This window comes from Pseudomonas sp. NFACC32-1, from assembly GCF_900101215.1.
Taxonomy (GTDB): Bacteria; Pseudomonadota; Gammaproteobacteria; order Pseudomonadales; family Pseudomonadaceae; genus Aquipseudomonas.
Genome location: NZ_FMUL01000001.1, coordinates 700,033 through 726,379, shown reverse-complemented (window position 1 = coordinate 726,379; position 26,347 = coordinate 700,033). Strand labels below are relative to the sequence as shown.

Genomic DNA, 26,347 nt, shown 5'->3' with positions numbered 1-26,347 from the left:
GTAGAGGTTCACCAGCGACACCGTCAGCATCAGGAACACCAGTGCGGCGACCGCCAGGCCAATCCTGACGGCGATGGGCCTGTCCGTGGCTGATTTGAATGTGAACATGGCGCCTCGCCTCCTCGCCCGCCCCTACTGCTTCGCGGCCTCCGGCAAAGGCGCTGGCGGCGCCGTCCTGTCAAGGGCCGCGTCGATCATCGCCGCAACGGAGGCCTGGCTATAGGAAGGGTTGGCGGCGCCGCCCACCGGCATGGTGGCGAGCCAGGTGTCCAGGTCCTTCGCATCGATACGGACCAGCGGCACCTCGACGAACTTCGGCACCTGCTTGCCCGCCAGGATCTGCTGGGCCACCCAGAAACCCACCTGGGAAACGCTCGGGGAAGCGGAGACCGAGACCGTCTCGTAGCCATTGGCATCGCGCTCCTGTTTCCACAGGGCGAGTTCGTCCTGGCGGTTGCCCATCACGATGATCGGCAAGGGCCGTCCCGCCGCCTTGAACGCCATGGCCGCTCCATAGCCGTCGCCCCCCTGGGTCGCGACGGCATCGATGTCGGGCAGCGACGGCAGCGCCAGCGCCACCTCCTTGCGTGCGACGGAAGCCGTCCAGTTGCCGTACACGGTCTTGGCGAATGTCAGGCCCGGATAGTCGCTGGCAGCCTTGTGAATGCCGTCGCTGATGTTCTTGTCGGTGGCATCACCGGCAATGCCGCGGATCTCCAGCAGCGTTCCGTTGCCCTTGAGACGCTGGGCGATGTAATCGATTTCCACGCGGCCCATGGCGGACCAGTCGTAGTCCACGGTATAGACGCAGCGTTCGGTGACCAGACTGGCCATGACCACCACCACGATGCCGGCGTTGCAGGCATCGCGGATCACCCCGTTGAGTGCCGTGTCGGACGCGGCCAGGATGACGATGGCGTTGACGCCCTGGACGATCATGTCCTGGATATGGGCCGCCTGCTCCGACGCCGAGTTGTTGGCGCTGACCACTGGCGCTTCCCGGATCAAGCCCTCCTTTTGCGCCTGGACCGCAACTTCCTGCCAGTTGCGCACCATTACCTTGCGGAAATCACTGCCCGCGTAGGAGTTGCTGAAGGCAATGCTGTAGCTGGCGGTAGGGCCGCCGGCGATGCCAGCTTCGCCTGCCTGGGCTGGATGGGCGGCAAGCATCGCCAGCCCGGCCAGGCAACCGGCGAAGCGCCCCATGATCTCCTGGAACGGCTTAGTGTTCATGCGGTTCTCCATTACGCTTGGGATTCGTGCCCGAATCATCGAGGTGTTCGCTGATTGGGTCGCCGAGGGCAGTGTTGATACGGATGAAACGATCGAGTCCAGGCAATACCACCAACCGTTCGCTGGGGCGCCTGGAAAGGAAAATCGACGGGGTCAAACGGTCGCCCGATAAGGCGTCATGGGAAGAACCGAACACATACAGACTCCTTTCCCTGGTGGCTGATACCTGAAACCGATGGATTGCTGCAATGGCGATGAGCATAGCCCCAACACGCCCGCTTCGCCCGCAGCCGGGGAGGACTTCAGCCAACGGAGCGATACGCTCGTGACACCTGGGCGACTGAGGGGGCCTACCCTTCGGGCGGCGTGGGGAAAGCATCCGGCGGCCCGGTTGCCAATGGCTATCCAGGCGTTGTCGGCACCGGCATCCCCTCCATCCAGGAGATGCTCTATCATGAGCGAACGTTCATGTCATGCCTATCTGCCGACTCGCCGGGACACTGTATTCATGAGAGACCTGCCGCCGACCGCGACACTGCGCGCCTTTGAAGTCGCCACCCGACACACGACCTTTACCTCTGCCGCCAATGAGCTGCACGTCACGCAAAGCGCGGTCAGTCACCAGCTCAAGCATCTCGAAGCGCTATGGGGGTTGCCGTTGTTCGAGCGCGGCAAGTCATTGAGCCTCACCGCAGCGGGTGCCACGCTGGCGCCCATCGTGCGGGAGTTCTTCATGAGCCTCGAAGCAACCCTGGCCGATCTGCGGGAGCAAAAAGGCAGGGTCCGGCTCGAAGTCAGCACCACGTACTCCTTCGCCCTGAAATGGCTACTGCCCCGCTTGCCGGGACTTTCTCGCCAGCATCCCGAGTTGCTGGTGTCCCTGGACACCACGGACAAGATCATCCATTTCTCCAGTGCCCAGGCGGATGTCGCGATCCGGCTCGGCAAAGGCACTTACCCGGGCCTGTATTCGGAATTCCTGTTCGGCGAGCAGGTGTTTCCGGTGGCGAGCCCCGATCTGCTGCAGCGCTTCGGGACACCGCGCAGCCCTGCCGAGCTGTTGCACTACCCGCTGCTGACCCGTGATGGCGCCGAGCTGGTACCGAAATGGGAAGCCTGGTTCGAAAAGGTCGGGCTGGAATTCCTGCCGCTCAAGGAAAGCGTCCGGTTCGGGGACACCAACATGACGGTCGAGGCCGCTTTGCTCGGCCAGGGCGTCGCCCTGGTGCGCAGCGGACATGTTGAAAACGAAATGAGCGATGGCCGCCTGGTGCGGCTGTTCGATGTGCCGTTCCCCTCGCCACTGGCCTACTACTTCGTTTGCCCGAAAGGCACCGAATCGCAACCCCACATCGTCAGCTTTCGCCAATGGCTGCTCGGTGAGGCGCTGAAATTCCAACGGGCCCATGGATGATGCATGAGAATTCATTCATGAAACGATGAGGAGACTTCGCTGTAGTTCCCGCAGACGGGCTGCCTAGAATGGTGCATGCCTATCCATATCACCTTGCTGGTTCTCTTCGCCGCGCTCCTGCATGCCAGCTGGAACGCGCTGCTGCGTGGCGGTGCCGACCGACTATGGTCGATGACGATCATGTGCGTCGCCATCGCTTCGGTCAGCCTGGTCTGCGCAGCGTGCATGGCGCCACCGGCGGCGGCCAGTTGGGGCTATGGGGTGCTGTCGGCACTGCTGCATATCGGCTACAACCTGTTTCTGGTGCGCAGCTATCGGGTTGGTGACCTGGGGCAGGTCTATCCGATCTCTCGAGGATCGTCCCCGGCGTTGATCACCCTGGGCGCCGCTGCCTTTGCCGGCGAAAGCATCGCCCCCGAGGCATTGCTGGGTATCGCCCTGGTATCGGGCGCAATCATTTCCCTGGCCTTGCGGGGGCGCAGCCTGTCGGTGCCCAGCCTTCCCTATGCGCTGGGAACGGGCTGTTTCATCGCGGCCTACAGCGTCACCGACGGCATCGGCACCCGTCTTTCCGGCGCGCCGCTCGCCTACACCGTGTGGATGTGTGCCCTGTGGGGCTTGCTGATGCCTGCGGTGTACATCGGCTTGCGTGGTGCCCGCAGCCTGTTCTCCATCAGGCCCGGCATGGGCGCCGCCCTGGTGGGCGGAGTGGTCTCCTTGCTGGCCTATGCAATAGTCATCTACGCCATGAACGAAGCCCCCATGGGCGCGGTATCGGCATTGCGCGAAACCAGCGTGCTGTTCGCCGCGCTGATCGGCTACGTGTTCCTTGGCGAGACGCTGACTGCCCGGCGGGTGCTGGCGTGCGCAGTGATCGTCAGCGGCATCCTCTTGATCGGCTGACATAACCGGTTTTCCTGACGCTATAGGAGGTACTCACGATGAACAACGTCTCCCAGGCACCGTTGATACTGATAACCGGCGGCGGTCGTGGAGTGGGCGCCGCCACCGCGCGGCTGGCCGCCGCGCGAGGTTATGACGTCGCGATCAGCTATGTTGCCAACCAGGCCTCGGCACTGGCGGTGGTGGCGGATGTGCAGGCATTGGGGCGCCGGGCGCTGGCCGTGAGGGCCGACAGCGCGGACCCCGGCCAGGTGGCCGACTTGTTCACGGCCATCGACCGCTCGTTCGGCCGCCTCGATGTGCTGGTCAATAACGCCGGGGTCCTGTCCGTTCAGTCGCGCCTGGAGGATCTGGGCTTCGAGCGCATGCAGCGCATCTTCGCGGTCAACTCCATCGGTCCGATGCTCTGCGCCCAGCAGGCAGTGAAGCGCATGGCCTACCGGCACAATGGTGCGGGCGGCGTGATGATCAATGTCTCCTCGGCATCGGCGCGCCTCGGCAGCCCCAACGAATATGTCGACTACGCGGCATCCAAGGGAGCCCTGGAAACCTTCACCATCGGGTTGGCCAAGGAGGTCGCCCGGGAAGGCATACGCGTCAACGGCATCCGCCCCGGGCACATCTACACCGAAATGCACGCCAGCGGCGGCGAGCCGGGACGTGTCGATCGCGTCAAGGACACGATTCCCATGGGCCGCGGTGGCCAGCCGGAGGAAGTGGCGCGGGCCATCCTGTGGTTGGCCAGTGCAGAGGCATCGTTCGTTACCGGTACGTTCCTGGATGTGACCGGGGGGAAATGAGCGGGTAGGCCGGATCCGTCCGTCCCGCCAGGGCACTACCCACCCCGGAATTCTCCGGCCGATTGGCTGAGCGGCGCTGTCGGACGGGTCAGGTGGATTTGAACGGATCAGGCCCCTGGCGGTGGCAGATTAAAAGCTGCCCCACTCCCCGGAACATCCATTGTTCGACGCGCCTCGAAGTGACGCCGTCCCTGAACCCATAACCTGATAGCCACCCTGGAGGAGATGGCTATGACGCACCCCCGTTTTTTTGGACAGACCGTACTGACCTGCACGTTCATCCTGGCAATGATTGGTTGGGGAATCGGTTTCTATGGGCCGCCGATCTACATGCAAGCGGTCATGGATCGCACGGGTTGGCCAATCGCCCAGGTCTCGACTGCCGTCACCCTGCACTTGCTCAGCGGTACGATTGTCATCGCCAACCTGCCGAAGCTTTACGCACGATTCACAATCCCCGGCATCACCCTGCTGGGCAGCATCGTCCTGGGCATCGGCGTGAATATCTGGGCTCATGCCAACCAGCCCTGGGTGCTGTATGCCGGTGCCGTCTGCTCGGGTATCGGCTGGGTCACGTTGGGTGCCGTTGCCGTCAATACCCTGATCGCTCCCTGGTACGTCAAGGAAAGACCCTGGGCGTTGGGCAAGGCTTACAACGGCGCCAGCATGGGTGGCGTGATCTTTTCGCCGTTGTGGGTGCTGCTGATCGAACGTTTCGGCTTTGCCACGGCAGCGTGGATGATCAGCACCATCGCCGTACTGCTCGTCGGTGTCTTCGCCTTCCTGGTGTTCAACAAGAGCCCACAAAGCCTGGGGCAACATCCCGATAACGCAGACCGGCCGGGACCTGTACCGATCGATGTCAGTGCCCCCCCTTGGACCCTCCTGCAGACGTTCAGGTCGGCCAGTTTCCGCAGCCTGGCAGTCGGCATGTCCCTGGGGCTTTTCGCCCAGATCGGCCTGATCGCGCACTTGTATTCGATCCTGGCGGGACGCATGGGAGCCCATGACGCCTCCTTCGCCATGGGCCTGGCCACCGCCAGTGCGATGGGCGGGCGATACGTCGCCGCAGGCCTCATGAGCCGAGGCATGAACCGCCGCCAGTTGGCCTGCCTCGGCTATGCCATCCAGATGCTGGGCACGCTGCTGCTTGCAGTCCTGGACCTTCATCCCACGGTGGTCTGGATAGCCGTGGTACTCATCGGCTCGGGCATTGGCAATGCCACCTCCCTGCCCCCCTTGATCGCACAAACCGAATTCAGCCGCGAACAAACAGCCAGGGTGATCGCCCTGATGGTCGCGATCAGCCAGGCCACCTACGCCTTCGCCCCGGCATTTTTCGGCGTGCTGCGCTGCGCCTTCACCGATCCCGGTCACGCGATCCGAGCCGTGGTAACAGGCGCGGTCGTGGTGCAGGTGCTGGCCATTTTTTCGTTCTATCGGGGAGTATCCATTCGCCCTTTCAAGAAAGTCGTTTCCTGATCTGTCGCATTCGAAGGTTCAAGTACGACAGGCTCTGGATCGCATTGACTGCTGCAAGGTCATACGGTCATGGCTAACAGAACGGAGTAATCGCCCTTATGACTTCGAACCTTGCAGCGCTTTATAACGCCTACATCGCCTGCCTGAATGCGCAGGACTGGGAAAACCTGGGCCACTTCGTGCACCCGGATGTGGTTCACAACGCAAGGCCTCTAGGCTTGCACGGCTATCGCAGCATGCTGGAAGCCGACTATCGGAACATTCCCGACTTGCGCTTTGAAATCCAATTGCTGGTGGTCGACCCACCCCGGCTGGCAGCTCGCCTGGCATTCAATTGCACGCCGACCGGAGAGTTCCTGGGCCTTGCGGTCAACGGGACACGGATCTGCTTCGCGGAAAACGTTTTCTACACGTTCGAGGACGGCAGGATCCGTGAGGTCTGGTCGGTCATCGACAAGGTCGCGATCGAAGCCCAGCTTCCATCGGCGTAGCGGATACTCAAGGCCGCAGGTCGGTTGAGCATCGACCTGAGCAACCACCTCGATTTCCCGAGCCCTAGATCATCGGTGAGCTGCTCACCACCCGCAGCGCCAACCCCTCGAACGCATCCAGCGTGATGGTGAATTCGCCTTCGGGCGTCAGGTCGCCTTCGACCCGTTCGTTGATGATGTCGACCACCGGCCCGGGTGCGATGTTGGGCAGGTGCAGGGTCTCAGTGATCGGGGTCGAACCGAAGTTCAGCGCGGTGATCTGGGTCCCTTTGCCGGCCGGCAGTTCGTGAACCATGATCAGCAGTCCTGGGTGCTCGACGTCCGGAATCAGTATCTGGCGACTGGCGGCGATGTCATAGGCACGGCGCGCAGCGAGGATCCTGCGCAGCTGCGAGACGAACGAATCCGGATCTTTCAACTGGCCTGGCAAGCTGCCGTACAGGGTCTTCGGACGTGGCATCTGACCGGCCGACAGTGTCGCATCAGGGTTGAGGTCCACCAGGTCGTAGGCACCGCGGTGAATCCAACGCGTGTCGCCGTCGCCCATCAGATGCTCGACCTGTTCGGCGGGCAACGGCAACGCGCCCACCAGGTCCCAGCCAGACAATGCGAATACGCCGGGCTGCATCGCGTTATACATCACCAGCAGCAGATGAACCTGGCGAATCTGCTGGATATCTGCCGTCGTAATGGTGTCGAGATCACGAATTCCCAGCGCCGCCGTGATGATGCTCGCCGTGGTGCAGGACACACCGTTGGTGACGAACTTCAGATTGTAGGGCGCATGCTCTCCAGCGAGGCGTTCGTACATCTGCTCGCGGATGTGCTCACGCAGGATGTTGCCGGGGAAGGTCTGCCCCTGATAGAGGTAAGTATCGTGCGCGTGCAGGGTCCAGAAATGCACCAGTTCCAGGGTCAACTCATCATGATTCTGCAGCGCATGAATCAGCGAGCCCGGATCGATGCCGAAGGTGTGCATCTGGCGCAGCATCAATCGCAGGAATTCCGTGTCGCCCGTCAGCAAGGCATGCTGGTAGGCGGGTCGGGTGATGAAATCGTAGGACAGATCCGCCCCTCCGTGGGACATGGCGGCGATGTCGTCTACTGTCAGGTTCAGTTCCTGGAAACTGAATCCGCCGGCCTTGCGAATCGCTCCAGCGAGCAACTGGTTTGCGGTGATCGATAGCGGATGGCTTTCGGACCAGGCGGTCCCCTCGAGCTTGCGCTCCACGCCGAGAAATCCGTTGGCGTCCAGACGCAGGATTTTCGCCCCCGAGACATCGATGGCATGCAGCGCGTCGCCGATGATCATCTGTTGAGCGGCAAAGGTCGGATCCAGCCAGTTCAGTGAAGGTTGCCCTTCCTTGAAGTAATGCAGATAGACCCAACGCCGGGGCTTGCCGTCGACCCCCATCACCACCGGGGTCGCACTCCAATCGGTTTCCTTGACGCCCGGTTCGAAGAAGATCACCCGTTGCAACTGTCCGACGATGTAATGCTTGTCTCGCAGAACGTCCACCTGCTGCGGGGTGAGGTTCTGCGCATCGCGTCCCTGGGCAATGTCGGGCAGCAGCGGCCAGTCCTCCTCGCGGATTTCCACCATGTGGTAGAGCCCCGGGTAATCCTCATACGCCATCTCGGCCAGACGAAAATCCGCACCCTTACCGGTATGAGACGGGATGACATCCTCGATGACGACCGCATTGTGCGCGGCGGCCATCCGGGTCAATGCTTGCAACTGCGCCTCGGTGCCCAATTGCGGGTCGATGTCGAAACTGATGCGGTCAAAATTGCCGTCGATCGTAGGTGTGTAGTCAGTGCCCGAAAGACCACCGGACCTTTTCAAAGGGCCATTGTGAATGCCCTGGATACCGATTTTCGACAGCGCATGCCATAAGGTCTCATCCCCCAGCGCTTCAAGCACAGTGCCATTTTCGCGGGTAACGATGGAAGCCGGATACGCGGTGAACCACACCGAAGCCAATGCCGAGGCGTCGCGAGGCCGGGTATGCGCATAAGGCTGCTGCCACAATCGACCCTGACCCGAGTAGAGCCTGGCGCGCTTCCTCGCTGCATTGAGCATCGATTGCTCGATCAGCCAGTCGACATGGTTTTTCTCAGCTGCCGTCATGGACACCATCACCTCCGTCAAGAAAACCGCAGGCGCCAGCTCTTCAACCGAGGCGCCGCTCGTTTCCATATGAGGCCGCTACGGGACATTCGTTGCATCGAATCAGGAGAAAGCCTGCCAGACGCAATCGGCCAGGTCGGAGCGAAGCTCGATCGGCTTGAAAGTGCGGGCTTCGGACAAAACACCAGGACGATGCCTTGCTGGGGGTGATTGCACTGCAACCTCCCATATCCCTTCGCAGCGGACGCGCAGCGTTCAGCTCGGCAGCTCTCGACGCGGCATCACTCTGCAACCAGCAGCCTCTTCACTTCGGCGACAATCGAGTCTATGTCGAATGGCTTGGGCAGCACCGCATCGAACAGGTCCGATCGCGTCATGCCCAGGTGCGCCTGGGCACCGCTCATCAAGATGATGGGCAGCGCATTGACGGACGGCAAGGCTCGCACGGCCGTGGCGAACTCAAGACCATCCATGACCGGCATCATGAAGTCAGTAATGATCAGGGCTGGACGTTCTCTTTCCAGCACTTCGAGTCCTTTTTGACCATTGCTGGCCGTTACCACCATGAAGCCCTCGTCCTCTAGCGCAAAACTGAGGATGTCAGCGATCAGATACTCGTCGTCGACGACCAGGATGGTGGTCATGTCAATTCAACCCGCTCAAAGACTTATGATATTGAACCAGGCAATGACTCAGCTGAGACTGAAGGTTCATTTCTCAAAGCCTTTTCAAGGAAAACATCTTGATCCCGGATGACCACCTCGAATCGCGACGGGTCATAAGAGCTGTCTCGTACCTTAAGAATGGAGAGCGTCCTTCTTAGTTCAGAGCGATCCTCGAGGAAGCGCATGAGCATCAGGTTGTCGACGATGCTGGACAGGTCCGAGTTCGGTGAGCTGACCTCGGAGCCGAATAGGTCACGCATCTCCCAGGAGGCGAACACCGTAACGCCCCTGGCCCTGAGCTCGTTCATGAGCGCGCTGTAGAAATCCGTAATCCGCGCGGGGTTGGTCGAAGTCCGTGTCATGCCGCTCAGGCTATCGATGAACAGGCGCTTGATACCCTTTTCCTTCACGATGTCCAGCAGTCGTGCGCCGAGTCCGTCCAGCAGGCCTTCGGTGGTGGGCTGCCAGGCAATGCTCAATGCTCCGCTTTTTTCCATGCCTTCGATATCGATACCCAGGGAGAGGCCTTTGAGGCGCAGTCGCTGCGGGCTTTCATAGAATCCAAAATGCAAGCCAGGGGCGTCTGCCGTCGACTGGGCGAGGAATTTGAGACCCAGCGTCGTCTTCCCGATCCCGGAAGGTCCAATGACCAGGGACACACTGGAGCTGTACAAGCCTCCGCCCAATATGTCATCCAGAGAGTCGATCCCGCTGGCGATACGCGTCATGTTGGCACTGTCCGGGGCGGAAGGACGACTGTACAGGCTTTCCAGGCGCGGATAGACAACCAGGCCGTCATCGTTGATTTCACATTCGTGAAGACCGGTCAGCGCGCTGCTGCCGCGGGTCTTGCGCAGCTGGATACGCCGTACCGAGCGCGTCCCGAACAGCTCCTCTCCCATTTCGATGACACCGTCGACCATCGTGTGCTCGGGGCTGCCGTCGTCAAGCCGTGAACTGGTAAGGAACAATACGGTGCAACCGGCGAAAGCGGCATGTCCCTGCAGCTCCGAGATGAATTTCTTGGTATCGATAGGCGAATCGGCCTTGGAACGCGCATTGAGCAGACCATCGACCACCATCACGGTCGCCTTTTGTCGGCTGATCTCGCGTCTGAGCAACTTCACGACTTCATCCAGGCCTTCGTTTTCCAACGTATCGAATGCGCTGACAAACTGGATTTCGGCGCCGATCTTGGATGCGTCGAAAAAACTCAGCGTAGAAAGAAACTGGAAAAGTCGATCATGTGATTCGGCCAACAGCGTGGCGACTAAAACCCGGCCGCCACTGCGGGCGTGATGGAATCCAAGCTGGTTCGCCAGGATCGTCTTGCCTGACCCTGGGCGTCCCTGGATTATGTATGAAGCACCCGCGACCAACCCTCCCTGGAGCAGCGCGTCGAGTCCTTCGATTCCGCTTTCAAGGCGTTTTAGCTTTTCCACAATGCGACCCTGATCTGAAAAAACAGGCTGTTCAAGCCCAATGAAGGGGATGCTAACGCCATTTCCGCTTCGGAGCCATTCAGGTCGAGCGTAAAGTTGGATTGGGGATCGCTCACCTTGAGCCGATACGCCCTCACGGACACCGCCTGGCCGATGCCCGCCGTTTCTTCAATCAGTGCTCAGAACAAGGCATCCAATAACCGGTAATAGCCGATTCCGGCCGCCAGATACAACCGCTGCAACCCGTGAAATGGAATTCGACGCAGCGGCATGACCGGGAACGGGAACGCCTGGGTCGCCCCCGACAGCTTCGCGGCCAGGTGCTTGCCTAACGCCGTGGACAGGGCGATGCCGCGACCGTTGTAACCGAGCAGGACGCACAGCCCCGGCGCAGGCTCATGGACATGCGGAAGAAAACTCTGGGTCAGCGCCACCCGACCACTCCACCGATACTCGACGGGCACCTGCGCCGCTTGCGGAAACAGCGCCGCCAGGGAACGCTCCAGGTGCGCCCAGTCGCGGGGCTGGGATGGCTCCGAAAACGGCCCACGTCCCCCCAGGAGCAAACGCCCCTGGGCATCCAGCTTGAAGTACAGCAGCAAGCGTCGAGAGTCCGAACAGACCTCGCCACCGGGCAGGATGCTCTTGCGGATCGCCGATGGCAGCGGACGGGTCGCAATGATGAAGCTGTTGGCTGCAACGACAGTCTGGCGCAAGCCGGGCCACAGGTCGTCGGTATAGCCATCCGTGGCCAATAGCACCCGTTGCGCACTGACCCTGGCCCCTTGCACGGTGGACAACGTCCAGCCCGACGGCTGTCGCTGCAACCGCGTGACACGGCTGTGGCCGTGGATCATCGCGCCCTGCCCCAATGCGGCCTTTGCCAGGCCACGGGCGTAACTCAGCGGATGCAAGCTGCCGGCCCGCGGATCAACCCAGCCACCCAGATAGTTGTCGGTACCGATGCGTTGGCTGATGGCAGTCCGGTCCAGCAGCTCCACCTGGACTCCACGGCGTTGCCACTGCCCGGCGCGCTGCTCGATGACTTTCATCGCGGCGGACGAACAAGCGGGTTGAATCCAGCCTTTCTGGGTCGCATCACAGTCGATTGCATACCGGCGGACCAACGAAAACACTTCGTCGGCGGCGCAACCGGCTACATCGAGCATCGCTTCGGCACGGGCCGCACCGAATTTGGCGTGCAATTGATCGGGATCGAACTTCAGCCCGGGAATCACCTGGCCGCCGTTGCGTCCCGAAGCCCCCCAGCCGGGCTCCCCGGCATCCAGCACACAGACATCGACCCCCGCCTCGGCCAATCGCAAGGCCGTGACCAAACCGGTGTAGCCGGCCCCCACGATGGCGATATCCACCTGTTTGTCTTCAGCCAGCGCCGGCGTTTGCACCGCCGGCGCAGCAGTCGCGGCCCAGAGCGAGGCCGGCAGTTGCGGTGCGAAAGGGGCATTCATGCCTGCACCTGCGCGTTGTGGTCGAGCAACCGGCGAAGAAAATCCTGGGTGCGTGGGTGGGTCGGGGTGCTCAATACTTCTCGGGCCGGCCCTGACTCGACGATCTTGCCGCCGTGAAGGAAGCAGACCTTGTCGGCCACGTCCCGAGCGAACGCCATTTCGTGTGTCACCACGATCATGGTCATGCCCTCGTTGGCCAGGTTGCGCATCACCGTCAACACCTCGCCCACCAGCTCTGGATCCAGGGCCGAGGTCGGTTCGTCGAAGAGAATCGCCTGGGGGTTCATCGCCAGTGCCCGGGCAATGGCGACACGTTGCTGCTGCCCACCGGACAGTTCGTCCGGGTAGGCATTCATCCGATGGGACAAGCCGACCTTATCCATCAGCGCCTCGGCATTTCTGCGGGCGACCTGAGGTTTTTCCTTCTTCACGTAGATGGGCCCCTCCATGACATTTTCCAGGGCCGTACGGTGCGGGAACAGGTTGAAGCGCTGGAAGACCATCGCCACCCGGGTGCGAATGTCGTGGATGCTCCTGGCGTTGCGGTCAACCCGTTCTTGGCTGACCAGAACGTCGCCCTGGTCATAACTCTCCAGGCCGTTGATACAACGCAGCAACGTAGACTTTCCCGACCCCGATGGGCCGATCAGGCACACCACTTCACCGCTCTTGACCTGCAAGTCGATGCCTTCGAGGACCGGCACGCTGCCGTAACGCTTGTGAATGCCCTTGATCTCGATCATGACGTTCTCCGGGTGCTGAAGCGTGCTTCCAGACGACGCAGCGCAAAGGACAGCGGCAGGCTCATCGCCAGGTAGAGCAATGCCACCAGGGTGTAGACCGTCATGTTCTCGAAGGTCGAAGAAGCGATCAATTGCCCCGCACGCGTCATCTCGGCCACGGTGATAGTGGAGACCAGCGACGAGTCCTTGAGCATCATGACCAGGGTGTTGCCGTAGGGCGGCAAGGCAATGCGCAATGCCTGGGGCAGCACCACTCGCCGCATCACCATCGCACCGCGCATGCCCAGGGATTCGGCCGCCTCGATCTGCCCTTGCTGGATCGCCTGGATACCGGCCCGGAAGTTCTCGGCCTGATACGCCGAATAAGCGATCCCCAGGCCAATGATGCCGGCCTGCATTGCAGTCAGCTGGATGCCGAATTCCGGCAGGACGAAATAGATATAGAACAGCTGCACAATGATCGGCAGCCCGCGGATGACGTTCACCACGCTGATGGCGAACAAGGCAATCGCCCTTATCCTGGAAACCATCATCAGGGCCAGGACCAACCCGATCAGCGAGCTGAGGACAAACGACCCGGCCGTCACCTCAAGAGTGACCACCGCCCCTTTGAGCAGGATTGGAAGGAAGTCCAAGGCATTCTGGAGAAACATAAGGCTACCCACGAAACAATGAGTGGACCCGCCCGCCGTTGCGGGCGGTCGACAAAACCGTCAGTTGAGCTTCCACTTCCTGATGATCTGGTCGAGGGAACCATCGGCCTTGATAGCGGCGATGCCTTTGTTGACCTGCGCAAGCTTCGCACTGTCCCCCTTGCGCATGATCAGGCAGACATCCCCCATCACCACGGGCTGGTAGCTCTGGACCAGATGCACCTTGTTCTGCGTGCCTTGAGCCAACTGGTAGGCGACCACCGGACGATCGGCAAAGCCTGCCTTGATCCGACCAAGCGCCAGGTCGCGCATCAGGTCGGGAATCGAGTCGTAGCCACGCACTTCCTTGAAGACACCGCGCTTGTTCAGCTCATCGATGAACACCGTGCCGACCTGGGCGCCGACCACCTCACCGGCAAAATCCTCCATGCGGGTGTACGGGGTCTGGTCGTCGGCCTTGACGATCAGACCCTCGCCATAGCTGAAGACCGGGTCGGAATACTGCACCACCTTTTCCCGCGCCGGCGTGCGAAGCATGGCGGCGGAAATCAGGTCGATCTTGTTTGAAGTCAGGGAGGGAATCAGCGAAGCGAAGGTGGTCTGCTGGATCTCCACCTCGAAGCCGCCAGCCTTGGCCACTGCCTGCGCGGCGTCGACCATCATGCCCTGGATACTCTGGCTCTTGACGTCGAGGAAGGTGAAGGGAATACCCGTCGCGGTTGCGCCAACCTTGTAGACGGGTTCGGCGGCGACGCTGGCCGAAGCGATGCCGCAGGCCAGAGCGACAACGAGCGTGAGTGCACGAAAGCGAGTAAGCATGGCGTATCTCCCAATGGACGCTTTTATTTGTCTTAAGTCCGGTAAGGGTGCCCCAGGTGTATGGCAGGAGGCTCAAAATGAATATAAACGATTTACTTGAATCGTAAAGAGATTTATAAGTATCGAATATCGATATGCATGAAGCAAAAACAAGGAATTCCACATGAGCGAAACCCCTCACCCTCTGTTCAATCAGTCACTGGAGAAAGGCCTGGCGGTGCTGCGAGCCTTCAACGCATCCCGGCGCACGATGAATCTGGCGGATATCGCGCAAGCGGCGGCTATCAATAAAAGCTCCGCGCAACGCATGATCCACACCCTCGAAGAGCTTGGTTACGTGCGCAAGCATCCGCAGACCAAACGCTTCCAGCTGACCCCGAAGGTCATGGAGATCGGCTACAACTACCTGGCCGCCGATACGCTGGTCGACGTGGCCAACCCGTTCCTTGCCGAGCTGGCCCAGGCTACCGGGGAGACGACCAACCTGACCGAACCCGACGGACTGGACATGGTGTACGTGGCACGCTTCGTGGCACCGAAATTCATCCCGATCCACATGCCCATCGGCAGCCGGATACCAATGTACTGCACCGGTTCCGGACGGGCCTTGCTGAGCGCCCTGCCCGACGACGAACTCACTGCCGTACTGCACGCCAGCGAGCGCAAACGCCATACCCAGTACACCCTGACCGCGGTCGACGACATCATCGAGCAGATCGAGACCACGCGGCGCAGAGGCTACGCCACGAACAAGGAAGAGTTGTTCCTGGGCGACATGTCCATTGCTGCGCCAATCATCGGCAGCCAGGGCCTGCCGGTAGCGGCCGTGCATGTGGTGGTGCCCAGCAGCCGCTGGACCATGGAGGAAGCCGAGCGCAAGCTGGCGCCCGCGGTCATCGAATGTGCACGGGCGATTCGTTCGTCGATACGGACCCTTTAGCAGATTGCTCCAGTGGACAGACACCCTGTCCCTTGCACAAATCCAATTATTACCACCGTCGCTTAGAGGGTGGACTGCGCATACAGGATAGGGTGATTGAGCCCTGGGCTAGTTCAACTGGGAGCCCTTCCAACGAAACACGCCGGGGCAGGTAGCAGTATTTGAACGAGAACAGCACCAACGGTTTGATGGTGCAACTTACCTATCACTCCGGTTGCCGCCAAGGCTCGTGAGTGACTCACACAGAAACATCAAACCGAAGCCTTCAGATCCACCCCCAGCGCCCGGGCAAAGGCCTTGACCAAGGGGCTGCGTACAGTGTTGTGACGCAGTATCAGACTGAACGGCGTGACGATGTTGATCAGGTCTGGACATACTGCGCGAAACTCTCCCCGCGCCACCATCGATGCGGCGTAATGCTGGGGCAGGAACCCGAGGAAACGCCCCGTCTTGATCAGCAGCGCCACGGCTTCCACTTGGGTGGCTGAGGCGGAGAAGCTGTCGTAGTGCGCAAACTTCAGTTTGTCGCGATGAATCGCGTAGCGATGGTTGACGCATTCGTACTCCTTGAGCACATGTGCGCCAATGTCCTCGTCCGCCATGGAGAACAGCGGGTGGCCAAGTGCGCAATAGACCTGCGAACGTTCTTCATAGAGTTCGTAGTAATCGAACTCTTCGCGTTTTTGATAAATCGGTACGATTCCCGCTACCAACCGCCCTTCGACGACACCTCTTTCGACTTCATCGAGTTGTGAAGCCTGAAGTTGAAACCGGACTTTGGGCGACTGTTCATTCATTTGCCTGAGCGCAGCAACTAACGGGGAATTATCATCCGAGATAGTATTATCTATAACCCCCACACCAAGATCACCAACAAGTTCGTTCTGTGCTGAACTAAGTCGGTCACGGAAGTTGTCGACCGAGGCAAATAAGTCTATCGATGCCTGATACACCAGACGCCCTTCTTCCGTCAGGTGAAAGCCCTCGCGCCCACGCGTACAAAGGCGCATCCCGATACGGATTTCCAAGTCGGAAATCTGTTTGCTGATGGCTGCCAGCCCCACGTTCAGCTCATTTTGTGCGGCACTAAAGCCTCCCGCCTCGACCACCGCCTTGAACACTTTGAGCAATTTGAAGTCCAGCCCGCTGAGGGCCAACGGTGCCCTTTGCGGGGTTCTTGGCGGCGGGTTTCCGGAATTGGAAAGTGGGGTTTCCATAATGCTTATTTACCTCTGGCGCTCTATTCAACAACCTGTGCCCAACAACAAGAACAAGCTGGCCCAATAATAATGAACACAGAAAACCAAGCTTGGCAACCGCCAATAAATTCCGAACATCAGCGCCAAAACGCTGGTCGCGAAACATCAAAAGCTGACAGTTCGATCAGCGCTCGCACCGATGCAACTGCCCTCTTGAAAACTGCTCTGGCCTGACTTCGCTCGCTGATTTTCGTAGCGACGTCGTGGCCTGGAGTACCCGTTTCAGTTCGCGAAACCGACGAGGAAAACAACAATGTCTCAAACCACCGACCGACTCTGGGGAGCTCGCTTCAAATGCGGCCCTTCCGAAGCCTTGGCGGCCCTGTCCCGTTGCCCTGAGCGCTACTTCCGGCTCACTCCGTACGACCTCGCCGGCTCCAAGGCCCATGCCCGGGAATTGCAGCGCGCCGGACTGCTGAACGAGCAAGAAACCCTGACCATGCTCGAAGCCCTGGAACGCATCGGCGCGGACTATCGCGCCGGCAGCATCGCCCCGACCCTGGATGATGAAGACGTCCACACCTTCATCGAGCGCCTGCTGACCGAACGGCTTGGTGCCTTGGGTGGCAAGCTGCGGGCCGGTCGTTCGCGCAACGACCAGACCGCCAACGATCTGCGGCTGTTCCTGCGTGACCACGTACGCACCGTGGCCGTTGAAGTGCTGGCCCTGCAGCAGGCGTTGGTGGAACAGGCCGAGCAACACATCGAAAGCATCTGCCCCGGCTTCACCCATCTGCAGCAGGCGCAACCGATCGTGTTTGCTCACCACCTGCTGGCCCACGCCCAGTCGATGCTGCGCGACGTACAACGGCTGGTGGACTGGGACGCACGGACGTCGCTGTCGCCACTCGGTGCGGCGGCCATGGCGGGCTCGGCGATCGCTCGCCTACCTCAGCAATCGGCAAAGGAAATGGGCTACAGCGGCGTCTGCGAAAACTCCATCGACGCCGTGGCCAGCCGCGATCACGTCGCCGAGTTCCTGTTCATCGCCAGCATGCTCGGCATCAATATCTCGCGCCTTGCCGAAGAGTTCTGCCTGTGGTCGTCGCGGCAATTTCGCTGGGTCGCACTGGACGATGCCTACGCCACCGGCAGCTCGATCATGCCCCAGAAGAAGAATCCGGACATCGCCGAACTGGCGCGAGGCAAGGCCGGTCGCCTGATCGGCAACCTGACCGGCCTGCTCTCCACGCTCAAATCCCTGCCCCTGTCCTACAACCGCGACCTGAGCGAAGACAAGAACGGTGTGCTCGACAGCGTCGACACGCTGCTACTGGTATTGCCCGCCATGGCGGGAATGGTGGCGACCATGAAAGTCAATGTCGAGGAGTTGCGCCGCCAGGCACCGCTGGGCTTCACCCTCGCCACCGAAGTTGCCGATTGGCTGGCGGTGCGCGGCGTACCGTTCAAGGAAGCTCACGAAATCACCGGTGCTTTGGTCCAGGCGTGCGAGAAACACGACATCGAACTGTGGGAGGCCTCCCCCGCTCTGCTGGCGGAAATCGATCCGCGCCTCACCCCGGAGGTACGCGAAAGCCTGACCCTCGAAGCCGCCATCGCTGCCCGCAATGGCTGGGGAGGGACCGCGCCTCAACAGGTACGCGAACAGATCGGACGCTTGAAAGCCGCCCTCGCCACCCAGCAGCAATGGACCGAGGACTATCAGGGCTTGCGCCTCTGAGCAACACACCGGACCTGTGGGAGCGAGCTTGCTCCCACAGCGATAGCGCTGCAACCGAGTACGGAGAAACAACATGAGCCAGACACAGGCAGAACGACTCCAGGCGGAGCGCAAGCTGGCGGAAAACCAGTTCGACATCACCCAGTACGATCATGTGCCCCGGCGCTACTACGGGCGTATCTTCTTCGCCACGCTGATCGTCATCGCCCTTGTTGGCCTGGTGCGTGCCTTCGCCGAAGGCAAGATCGAATGGTCGTACATCGGCCAGTTCCTGACCTCCGAGGCGATCATGTGGGGCTTGCTCAACACCATCGTCATGGCGGTATTGGCCATGGCGCTGGGCATCGTGTTCGGCGTGATCACCGCGATCATGCGCATGTCGGCCAACCCGATCCTGCGCTATGTGGCCGTGACCTACACCTGGCTGTTTCGCGGCACGCCGTTGATCCTGCAACTGCTCCTGTGGTTCAACCTGGCGCTGATCTTCCCCACCATCGGCATTCCCGGCCTGTTCGAAATGGACACCGTGAGCCTGATGACTCCGTTCGCGGCGGCCTTGCTGGGCTTGAGCATCAACCAGGGTGCCTACACCGCCGAAGTGGTGCGCGCCGGCCTGCTCTCGGTGGACACCGGGCAATATGAGGCTGCCAAATCGATCGGCATGCCACGCCTGCAAGCGCTGCGCCGGATCATCCTGCCCCAGGCCATGCGGATCATTATTCCGCCGGTAGGCAACGAGTTCATCGGCATGGTGAAGATGACCTCGCTGGCGAGCGTGATCCAATACTCGGAATTGCTCTACAACGCCCAGAACATCTACTACGCCAACGCCCGCGTGATGGAGCTGCTGATCGTTGCCGGCATCTGGTACCTGGCCACCGTCACCGTCCTGTCCTTTGGTCAGAGTCGCCTGGAGCGTCGTTTCGCCCGCGGCGCCGGCAAGCGTTCCTGAGGAGTTCCACATGAGAAGCATCGTCAAGGCCGTGAGCCTGAATAAATATTACGACCAGTTCCACGCGCTCAAGGACATCGACATCGAAGTCGAGCAAGGCGAAGTGCTGTGCATCATCGGCCCGTCCGGCTCGGGAAAAAGCACCTTGCTGCGCTGCGTCAACCAGTTGGAAAAAATCGACAAGGGCGGCCTGTGGGTCGACGGCGAACTGGTGGGCTACCGGATCGTCGGCAACAAGTTGCACGAACTCAACGAAACCCAGATCGCCCGCCAGCGGCTGTCCACCGGCATGGTGTTTCAACGGTTCAACCTGTTCCCTCACATGACCGTGTTGCAGAACATCATCGAAGGACCGTGCCAGGTGCTCAAGCGCTCCCCCAAAGAAGCGAATGAGGAGGCCCTGGAATTACTCGCCCGTGTCGGCCTGGCGGACAAGTGCAACAGCTACCCGATCGAGCTTTCGGGCGGCCAGCAGCAACGTGTGGCCATCGCTCGTGCATTGGCCATGCGTCCCAAGCTGATGCTGTTCGATGAACCCACTTCGGCACTCGACCCGGAACTGGTCGGTGAGGTGCTGTCGGTGATGCGCGATCTTGCGCAGACCGGCATGACCATGATCGTCGTCACCCATGAACTGGGCTTCGCTCGCGAAGTTTCCAATCGCATGGTGTTCATGGACGGCGGGCAGATCGTGGAGGCTGGAAGCCCCGAAGAAATACTAATAAGTCCACAGAACCCTCGCACCCAAAGCTTCATTTCTGCCGTTCGAACCTAAGCGTCCGTTGACGCTCACAACACTCATAAGAGAACGACCATGAAGAACTTCTTTATCCCCGCAGTACTCGCTGGCGTCATGGCTTGCGGCTTCACCTTCGCGGCCGAATTGCCGGCAAGCATCAAGGCCAAGGGCGAAATCGTCGTGGCGATCATGCCGAACTACCCGCCGATGGACTTCAAGGACCCGGCCACCAACACCCTCACCGGCTTTGACTATGACCTGGGCAACGCCCTGGCCGAGCGCCTGGGTGTGAAGATCAAGTGGCAGGAAACAGGCTTTGAACAAATGATCAACGCCCTGACCACCGACCGCGTGGACATGGTGCTGTCGGGCATGACCGACACCGCCGAACGCCAGGCCAGCGTGACCTTCATCGACTACTTCACCAGTGGTCCGCAGTTCTACACCTTGCAGAAAAACAAGGACACCAACGAGATCCTCGACCTGTGCGGCAAGAAAGTCGGCACCAGCCGCCGCACCACCTTTCCAGCGGAAATCGCCGAGTGGAGCAAGGCCAACTGTGAGGCCGCCGGCAAGCCGGGGATCAACGTGGTCGGCACCGAAGGCTCGGCCGATGCCCGGGCGCAACTGCGCCAGAGCCGCATCGATGCAGCCATGCAGGGCAGCGAAACCCTGCCTTACCTCAAGACCCAGGAAAAGGACATGTACAAGACCGTGGGCCTGCCGATCTCCGAGCAGTACACCGGCATGGGCGTGAGCAAGAAGAAACCTGAGCTCAGCGAAGCGGTGAAGGTCGCGCTGCAAAGCATGATCGATGACGGCAGCTACCAGGCGATCCTGAAGAAGTGGGATCTGGAACTGGGAGCGATCAAGACCGCGACCATCAACGCCGGGAAGTGATCGCACAGGCCATTTGATTCCGATGTGGCTGCGGGCTTGCTTGTGAGTGTTCCAACGTCAATGTTGCTTCACCCGAGGCCATCGCGAGCAAGCCCCGCGCCACAAAGGGTCTGGTGTCTACGACTAAAGATGGAGCACTACCGATGCCCTCCTCACCCACCTGGCCCGCGCCGCACAAGGCTTGCCTGGCCCTGGCCTTCGACCTCGATGGCCCGACCGGTGATGCCATGCTCAACGGCTCGATCTGGCGTAAACCCGAGTACTTCGGGTTCGGCGGCTATGGCCCTTACCGTGCACTGCCGCGCCTGCTCGATGTGCTCGACGAATTCCGGATCCCGACGACATTCTTCGTCCCCGCCTGGGTCGTGGAGAACTGGCCGAGACAATGCCAGTCGATTGTCGAGCGTGGGCATGAAGTGGCTTATCACGGCTACAAACACGAATCCTTTTATGCCCTGACACTGGATCGGCAAAAGGAAGTGATGCAGATCTCCCGCGAGGTGTTCTGGAAACACCTGCACATCCGCGCAGAAGGCTTCCGCACGCCGTCCGGCGACTGGCGCGCCGAGACCCCGGCCATGCTGGTGGAAGCCGGAGTGATCTATTCCAGCAGCATGCGCGGCGACGACCGGCCGTACCTGATGGAGGTAGCGGGTTTCGATACGCCGCTGGTGGAAATTCCAGGCCGATGGGAAATGGACGATTACGCGTCCCTCGCCTACACCCGCGCGCCGAACTTTCCTTCCGGGTTGGACCGTACGGCCAGTTACGCGCTGACCCTGGACAACTGGTGCCGCGAATATGACGGCGCGATGGACGAAGGGCTGTGCCTGACCACCCTCTTGCACCCGAAAATCATCGGTAAGCCGGGACGCATCCTGCTGCTGGAAAAGCTTTTCGAACACATGCGTCGGCGCGATGACGTGTGGTTCGCCACCTGCCGCGACGTCGCCCACTTCTGGTTGAAGGAACACCGTCATGGCTGATTCCCCCATCTGGCCGCAAGGCTATCGCTGCGCTGTGATACTGACCGTCGATTACAACGACATCCATGGCATTCTCACCCAAGCCCCGGAAGTGGCCGGGCGTGACAAAACCTTATCGGTATGGCGCTACGGTACCCAACGCGGCGTGGCACGCTTGCTCGGCCTGTTCAAGGAACTCGGGGTCTGCAGCAGTTGGTTCGTCCCCGGCATCGTGGCCGAGGAAAACCCAGCGCTCATCCAGGCGATCCAGGGCGACGGTCATGAGATCGCCTGCGCCGGCTACCGTCATCAGGATTACGATGCGCTAGACCTGGACGCCCAGGGCGCCGATGTCGCCAGGGGCTGCGAGACCCTGGCCAGGCTGACCGGCAAGCGCCCGGTCGGCTTTCGAATCCCGGCGGGCAATGGTGCGCCGGGCTTGATCGGCGCATTGAAGGACCAAGGCATCCGCTGGTCCTCGTCGTGGCGCGGCGACGACTTGCCATTCGCTCACCCGACTGCGCCCGGTGTCATTGAAGTGCCGCTGCATTATGAGCTGGAAGACGAGCCTTACTTCGCCTTCAACTTGAGCCCGGCGGTGCCACCGGCACAATCACGGATCGCCTCCTACAGCCACACCCTGGGCAACCTGCAAATGGATTTCGCCGGGTTTCACCGTTTTGGCCTGTGCTATGTACTTCGCCTGCACCCGGAAATCATCGCCACGCCGGGACGGATAGGCGTGTTGCGCGAGCTGATCGAGGGCATTCAACGGCACGACGACGTGTGGATCGCCACCGGCGCCGAGGTCGCGCAATGGTGGGCAAACAGCGCAGCGCCGGCGGCCGAGGATCATCCCGCCTCGGTATACGAGCGCCATTACCGGGATTACGTCTGATGAGCGAACGTTTGCAACGGTTGGCGCAATTCTGTGTCGATCTGCGGTTTGAAGATCTCTCGCCTGGGTTGATAGCCCAAACCAAGCGACACATTGTCGATACGTTCGGCGCAACCCTGGTCGGCGCCGAGAGTGAGATCGCCAAACAGGCACATAAAGTATTCGCCGGTGACGCGGGCGAGGTTCCGGTCTGGGGAACCGCTCTGCAGGTCGGCGCGGGCCCGGCGGCGATGTTGAACGGCATCGCCGCCCATGCGCTGGAGCTGGATGACACCGGTGGTTGCGATCACTCAGGGGCCGTCGTGCTGCCAGCGGCGATGGCGGCGGTTTCGCTGCGCGCACGGCCCGTGAGTGGTCGTGAATTCATCAGCGCCGTCGTGATCGGTTATGAGGTTGGCCGTCGAGTCCTCGAAGCCTGCGGCGGCTATAGCGCCCACAATGGCGCCGGCTGGCACTCCACCGCGACCTGCGGGGTGTTCGGCGCAGCCGCCGCCAGTGCGCGCATCCTGGGTCTGGATACCCGGCAAACCCTGGCCGCACTTGGCATTGCCGGCAGCTTCAGCGGTGGCCTGTGGGCCTTCATTCACGATGGCTCGCACAGCAAGAAACTGCACAGCGGGCGCGCCGCAGAAGGGGGTCTGCTGGCTGCGCGGTTCACCCAACAAGGCATCAGCGGGCCGACGCAGTTATTCGATGACGTCTGGGGCGGTTTTCTGAACACCCTTGCCCCAGCGACTTCAAGACCTGAAGCCCTCGATGCAGAGCTCGGCGTGAGCTGGAAGCTCGCCCGCTGCTCGATCAAACCCTATGCCTCCTGTCGCGGCACCCATTCGGCCATCGACGCCCTCGGCCAGCTGTTGGAGCAGTTGAAGGTATCCGTTGACCAGGTCGAAAACCTGCACGTCGGGTTGAGCAGTTTTCTTCACGGCATGTGTGGCGGCCGGGATGTCACCCGTCTCGCAGCCGCGCAAATGAGTCTGCCGTATGCCCTCGCCGCGCGGTTGGTGCATGGGCATTGCCAACTGCACGCTTATGACGATCGGCAACGCAACGATCCTCTGGTGACTCAGTGCATGTCGCGCATCCAGCTTGAAGTGGACCCGCGACTGGATGAGGATGGCGAGCCTGTGGTGACCCTGCGGACCGTGGACGGTCGGCAGGCAAGCCTGTGTGTGGAAGTGCCCTTGGGAGCGCCGGGCAATCCACTTGCCGATGAGGCCCTGGATGAGAAGTTCTTCAGTTTGACGACGCGGGTAATGCCCCAGGAACGGGCTGCGGAACTACTGAAGCAACTGCGACGCATGGAAGACCTGGAATCGATACGTACGCTGGAACGGTGGCTGGGGTGATCAGGGTATCGACGGCTCGGGCGTCATCGCGGTGCACGCCAACAATCTGAATAAGGACATTTGCACCTCGTGGCCACTTACTCCCTCGTCATTCGACGCTTGATGATCGTTTCGCTGACCATTGTGGTGAGCCGCGCCATCACCAGCCCGTTGCTTACGCTGTTTCTGAGCAACAAGCTGGGCCTCAATCAACAAGATGTCGGCTTGCTGCTGGGCATCGCGGTGTTCATCGCCACCCTGCTGGCCTTGTACGGTGGCTACATCATCGACCGCCTGGAGAAGCGCCGGCTGCTGATCCTGGCGATGCTCTCCAGCGCCGTGGGTTTCGTCCTGCTGACCTTTGCCGAAAACCTTTACCTGACTACCTTGACCGTGGTGATCACCGAGACCGCGTCAGCCCTGTTTCTGATCGGCTCCAAAGCGATCCTCAGCGAAAACCTGCCCATCGGCCAGCGCGCCAAAGCGTTTTCCCTGCGCTACACCCTGACCAACATCGGCTACGCCACCGGTCCCATGCTCGGCGTGGTGATTGCGGGGGTCTACCCGATTGCGCCATTCCTGATCGCCGCAGGCATCGCGTTCTTCAGCGTCTTTCTGATGATGGGAATCCCCAGCGATGGAACGCCGACAGCGGCCCTTGGCCCACCGCCCAGCTTTCTCAAGACGTTGAAGACCCTGAAGAACGACCGCACGCTGATCATGTTCACCTGTGGCTGCCTGCTCAGCACCGTGGTGCACGGGCGCTTCACGCTCTATCTGTCGCAATACCTGCTGGTCACTCACGACGCCAAGCGTGCACTGGAGATCATGGCCGCCCTGCTCGCCTGCAACGCAATCACGGTGATTGTGCTGCAATACCAGATCGGCCGGTTCCTCGACCGCGAGAAGCTGCGCTACTGGATCGCTGCGGGCACCAGCCTGTTCATGCTTGGCCTGATCGGATTCAGCCTGGCGGACGACATGCTGAGTTGGTGCGTGGCGATGTTCATTTTCACGCTCGGTGAAATGATCATCTACCCGGCCGAATTTCTCTTCGTCGATACCCTGGCCCCGGAAGAACTGCGCGGCAGCTACTACGGCGCCCAGAACCTGGCCGCCCTGGGCGGCGCCCTGAGCCCGGTGATCTGCGGGTACCTGCTGATACAAACCCCGGCACCGACGATGTTCTATGCCTTGAGCGCCTTGACTGCGATGGGCGGGCTGCTGTGTTTCATGAGCGGGCGTCGGGTAGCGGCCGTGCAGAAGTGATTCATGGAACGGCATTCTTGCTGTAAGACGGCTCGGCGGCGTGAGCAACGCCAGGTTCCGGAACATCGGATCCATGACTGACGATCAGGGCAGCGACCAGTGATCAATAGTTTAGAAATCTCTGAACTATCTTTTTGCGCTTCCCTATTTTTTCCGTCAACCGCCCCTCCCTACTATTGACCGCAACAAAGGAGCCTTCCATAGAGATCCGGCCCGAAGATTGCCTTTCCTGATTGTCACTGCCGTTCGTTGTGCGTTTCGGTTAGCCGCAACGTCGCCGTGTCAATCATGCGAAGGAACCTTTGGAGCAGATCGATGAAGTTGGAAATATTCCGAACGTTGTGGGGCTACACAGCGAGCAAGGCACAAGCGCTCGACGAGTTGCTTGAAGCAGGGTTCGATGGCATGGAAGCCCGCCTGCCCATGACCGCCAGCGAACGTGCCGAGTTCGCAGCCTTTCTACGCATCAACAAAGTCAGTTATATCAGCACCGTCTTCAGCGCCTACGACGTTCTGCCGGAGCAGTCGGCAACTCCCGACGAACACCTTCTGGACCTCGACAAGAAACTCGGTTGGGCGGCTGAGTTGGCACCGCGCTTCATCAATCTGCTGGCTGGCAACGATCGCTGGCCCCTGGCACAGCAAGTCGACTTCTTTGGCCGCGCGATGGACCTTACGCGCAAACATGGCCAGGTGTGCGCCTTCGAAACCCATCGCGCTCGCTCGTTATTCAATCCCTGGGTCACCCTCGAGTTGATTCGTCAACTGCCGGACCTGCGCTTCACCAGCGACATCAGTCATTGGGTCGTCACCTGCGAGCGCCTGCTCAACGATCCGGAAGACGATCTCAGCACCTTCGTCGAACGCGTTCACCATATTCAAGCCCGAGTCGGATACGACCAGGGACCGCAAGTGCCCCACCCCGCCGCCCCCGAGTACAGCCAAGCGCTTGCCTTCCATCAACAACATTGGGAGGCCATCTGGCGATCCCAGGAAAAACGCGGGTATCAGGTCAGCACGCTGACACCGGAGTTCGGCGCCGACGGCTACCTGCATCACCTGCCCTTCACCAACGTGCCGGTGGCTGATCTGTGGTCGCTGAACGTGTGGATGGCAACCACCGAGCGCGAGCATTTTCGGCGTTTCGCCTGCACCTCAACCCGATAAGGAG

24 protein-coding genes are annotated in these 26,347 nt (G+C 60.8%); 15 read left to right on the top strand and 9 right to left on the bottom strand.

The window, feature by feature from the left end:
• Positions 1 to 132 precede the first annotated feature (132 nt).
• Positions 133 to 1,233 (bottom strand): ABC transporter substrate-binding protein, encoded by a 1,101-nt coding sequence (locus tag BLP99_RS03205; RefSeq protein WP_092179689.1) that lies wholly within the window; start codon positions 1,231 to 1,233, stop codon positions 133 to 135.
• Positions 1,234 to 1,741: 508 nt separating this feature from the next.
• On the opposite strand from BLP99_RS03205, the gene gcvA reads away from it, so the two are divergent.
• The 5 genes from gcvA (at position 1,742) to BLP99_RS03175 (ending at position 6,323) form a co-directional block, all read left to right on the top strand.
• Positions 1,742 to 2,647, top strand: coding sequence for a transcriptional regulator GcvA (gene gcvA / locus BLP99_RS03195; protein WP_072430575.1), 906 nt, complete (start codon positions 1,742 to 1,744; stop codon positions 2,645 to 2,647).
• Between the two features lie 75 nt (positions 2,648 to 2,722).
• Positions 2,723 to 3,550 carry a DMT family transporter gene (locus BLP99_RS03190; protein ID WP_076407158.1) on the top strand — a complete coding sequence of 276 codons (828 nt, stop codon included), beginning with the start codon at positions 2,723 to 2,725 and terminating at the stop codon, positions 3,548 to 3,550.
• A 38-nt stretch (positions 3,551 to 3,588) separates the two neighbouring features.
• Positions 3,589 to 4,350: an SDR family oxidoreductase gene (locus tag BLP99_RS03185; RefSeq protein ID WP_092179685.1), complete on the top strand. Its 762-nt coding sequence runs from the start codon at positions 3,589 to 3,591 to the stop codon at positions 4,348 to 4,350.
• A gap of 231 nt (positions 4,351 to 4,581) precedes the next feature.
• A complete protein-coding gene (locus tag BLP99_RS03180) occupies positions 4,582 to 5,832 on the top strand; it encodes an MFS transporter (protein ID WP_092179683.1) in 1,251 nt (416 codons plus the stop codon).
• Between the two features lie 98 nt (positions 5,833 to 5,930).
• Positions 5,931 to 6,323, top strand: a complete 393-nt coding sequence (locus tag BLP99_RS03175; protein WP_072394622.1) for an ester cyclase — start codon at positions 5,931 to 5,933, stop codon at positions 6,321 to 6,323.
• Positions 6,324 to 6,387: 64 nt separating this feature from the next.
• Here BLP99_RS03175 and treS read toward each other — a convergent pair whose 3' ends face one another.
• From treS to BLP99_RS03140, 7 genes are all read right to left on the bottom strand, one after another.
• Positions 6,388 to 8,454: a maltose alpha-D-glucosyltransferase gene (gene treS, locus BLP99_RS03170; RefSeq protein WP_072394814.1), complete on the bottom strand. Its 2,067-nt coding sequence runs from the start codon at positions 8,452 to 8,454 to the stop codon at positions 6,388 to 6,390.
• 281 nt (positions 8,455 to 8,735) lie between these two features.
• Entirely contained in the window at positions 8,736 to 9,098 is a 363-nt protein-coding gene (locus BLP99_RS03165) for a response regulator (protein ID WP_072458448.1), read from the bottom strand.
• A gap of 23 nt (positions 9,099 to 9,121) precedes the next feature.
• Positions 9,122 to 10,561, bottom strand: coding sequence for an ATPase domain-containing protein (locus BLP99_RS03160; protein ID WP_072430491.1), 1,440 nt, complete (start codon positions 10,559 to 10,561; stop codon positions 9,122 to 9,124).
• A gap of 179 nt (positions 10,562 to 10,740) precedes the next feature.
• Complete coding sequence (locus BLP99_RS03155) at positions 10,741 to 12,030, bottom strand: NAD(P)/FAD-dependent oxidoreductase (protein ID WP_092179681.1); 1,290 nt, start codon at positions 12,028 to 12,030, stop codon at positions 10,741 to 10,743.
• On the bottom strand, positions 12,027 to 12,773 hold the full coding sequence (locus tag BLP99_RS03150; RefSeq protein WP_072458451.1) for an amino acid ABC transporter ATP-binding protein: 747 nt from the start codon (positions 12,771 to 12,773) through the stop codon (positions 12,027 to 12,029). The genes BLP99_RS03155 and BLP99_RS03150 overlap by 4 nt, the downstream gene beginning before the upstream one ends.
• Positions 12,770 to 13,426, bottom strand: a complete 657-nt coding sequence (locus BLP99_RS03145; RefSeq protein ID WP_072430488.1) for an amino acid ABC transporter permease — start codon at positions 13,424 to 13,426, stop codon at positions 12,770 to 12,772. The genes BLP99_RS03150 and BLP99_RS03145 overlap by 4 nt, the downstream gene beginning before the upstream one ends.
• Before the next feature lie 60 nt (positions 13,427 to 13,486).
• Entirely contained in the window at positions 13,487 to 14,245 is a 759-nt protein-coding gene (locus BLP99_RS03140) for an ABC transporter substrate-binding protein (RefSeq protein ID WP_076407163.1), read from the bottom strand.
• Positions 14,246 to 14,408: 163 nt separating this feature from the next.
• Here BLP99_RS03140 and BLP99_RS03135 point away from each other — a divergent pair, with 163 nt between their 5' ends.
• On the top strand, positions 14,409 to 15,185 hold the full coding sequence (locus BLP99_RS03135) for an IclR family transcriptional regulator (protein WP_092179679.1): 777 nt from the start codon (positions 14,409 to 14,411) through the stop codon (positions 15,183 to 15,185).
• 251 nt (positions 15,186 to 15,436) lie between these two features.
• On the opposite strand, the gene BLP99_RS03130 is transcribed toward BLP99_RS03135, so the two are convergent.
• Entirely contained in the window at positions 15,437 to 16,402 is a 966-nt protein-coding gene (locus BLP99_RS03130) for a LysR family transcriptional regulator (RefSeq protein ID WP_072394597.1), read from the bottom strand.
• Between the two features lie 295 nt (positions 16,403 to 16,697).
• Here BLP99_RS03130 and argH point away from each other — a divergent pair, with 295 nt between their 5' ends.
• The 9 genes from argH to BLP99_RS03085 all read left to right on the top strand — a co-directional run bounded on the left by argH (position 16,698) and on the right by BLP99_RS03085 (position 26,343).
• Positions 16,698 to 18,125 (top strand): argininosuccinate lyase, encoded by a 1,428-nt coding sequence (gene argH / locus BLP99_RS03125; protein WP_092179677.1) that lies wholly within the window; start codon positions 16,698 to 16,700, stop codon positions 18,123 to 18,125.
• A 73-nt stretch (positions 18,126 to 18,198) separates the two neighbouring features.
• The gene (locus BLP99_RS03120; protein ID WP_060742901.1) at positions 18,199 to 19,077 is read left to right on the top strand and encodes an amino acid ABC transporter permease; all 879 of its coding nucleotides are present in this window, start codon (positions 18,199 to 18,201) and stop codon (positions 19,075 to 19,077) included.
• Between the two features lie 10 nt (positions 19,078 to 19,087).
• On the top strand, positions 19,088 to 19,852 hold the full coding sequence (locus tag BLP99_RS03115) for an amino acid ABC transporter ATP-binding protein (RefSeq protein WP_092179674.1): 765 nt from the start codon (positions 19,088 to 19,090) through the stop codon (positions 19,850 to 19,852).
• A gap of 39 nt (positions 19,853 to 19,891) precedes the next feature.
• A complete protein-coding gene (locus tag BLP99_RS03110; RefSeq protein WP_072430483.1) occupies positions 19,892 to 20,716 on the top strand; it encodes an ABC transporter substrate-binding protein in 825 nt (274 codons plus the stop codon).
• A 143-nt stretch (positions 20,717 to 20,859) separates the two neighbouring features.
• Complete coding sequence (locus BLP99_RS03105; RefSeq protein WP_092179672.1) at positions 20,860 to 21,702, top strand: polysaccharide deacetylase family protein; 843 nt, start codon at positions 20,860 to 20,862, stop codon at positions 21,700 to 21,702.
• Positions 21,695 to 22,579, top strand: a complete 885-nt coding sequence (locus BLP99_RS03100) for a polysaccharide deacetylase family protein (RefSeq protein WP_092179670.1) — start codon at positions 21,695 to 21,697, stop codon at positions 22,577 to 22,579. The genes BLP99_RS03105 and BLP99_RS03100 overlap by 8 nt, the downstream gene beginning before the upstream one ends.
• Positions 22,579 to 23,928 (top strand): MmgE/PrpD family protein, encoded by a 1,350-nt coding sequence (locus BLP99_RS03095; RefSeq protein ID WP_092179668.1) that lies wholly within the window; start codon positions 22,579 to 22,581, stop codon positions 23,926 to 23,928. Before BLP99_RS03100 ends, BLP99_RS03095 begins: the two co-directional genes overlap by 1 nt.
• Before the next feature lie 69 nt (positions 23,929 to 23,997).
• Positions 23,998 to 25,176, top strand: coding sequence for an MFS transporter (locus tag BLP99_RS03090; RefSeq protein ID WP_072394573.1), 1,179 nt, complete (start codon positions 23,998 to 24,000; stop codon positions 25,174 to 25,176).
• A 315-nt stretch (positions 25,177 to 25,491) separates the two neighbouring features.
• The gene (locus tag BLP99_RS03085; protein WP_092179666.1) at positions 25,492 to 26,343 is read left to right on the top strand and encodes a sugar phosphate isomerase/epimerase family protein; all 852 of its coding nucleotides are present in this window, start codon (positions 25,492 to 25,494) and stop codon (positions 26,341 to 26,343) included.
• Positions 26,344 to 26,347: the final 4 nt, after the last annotated feature.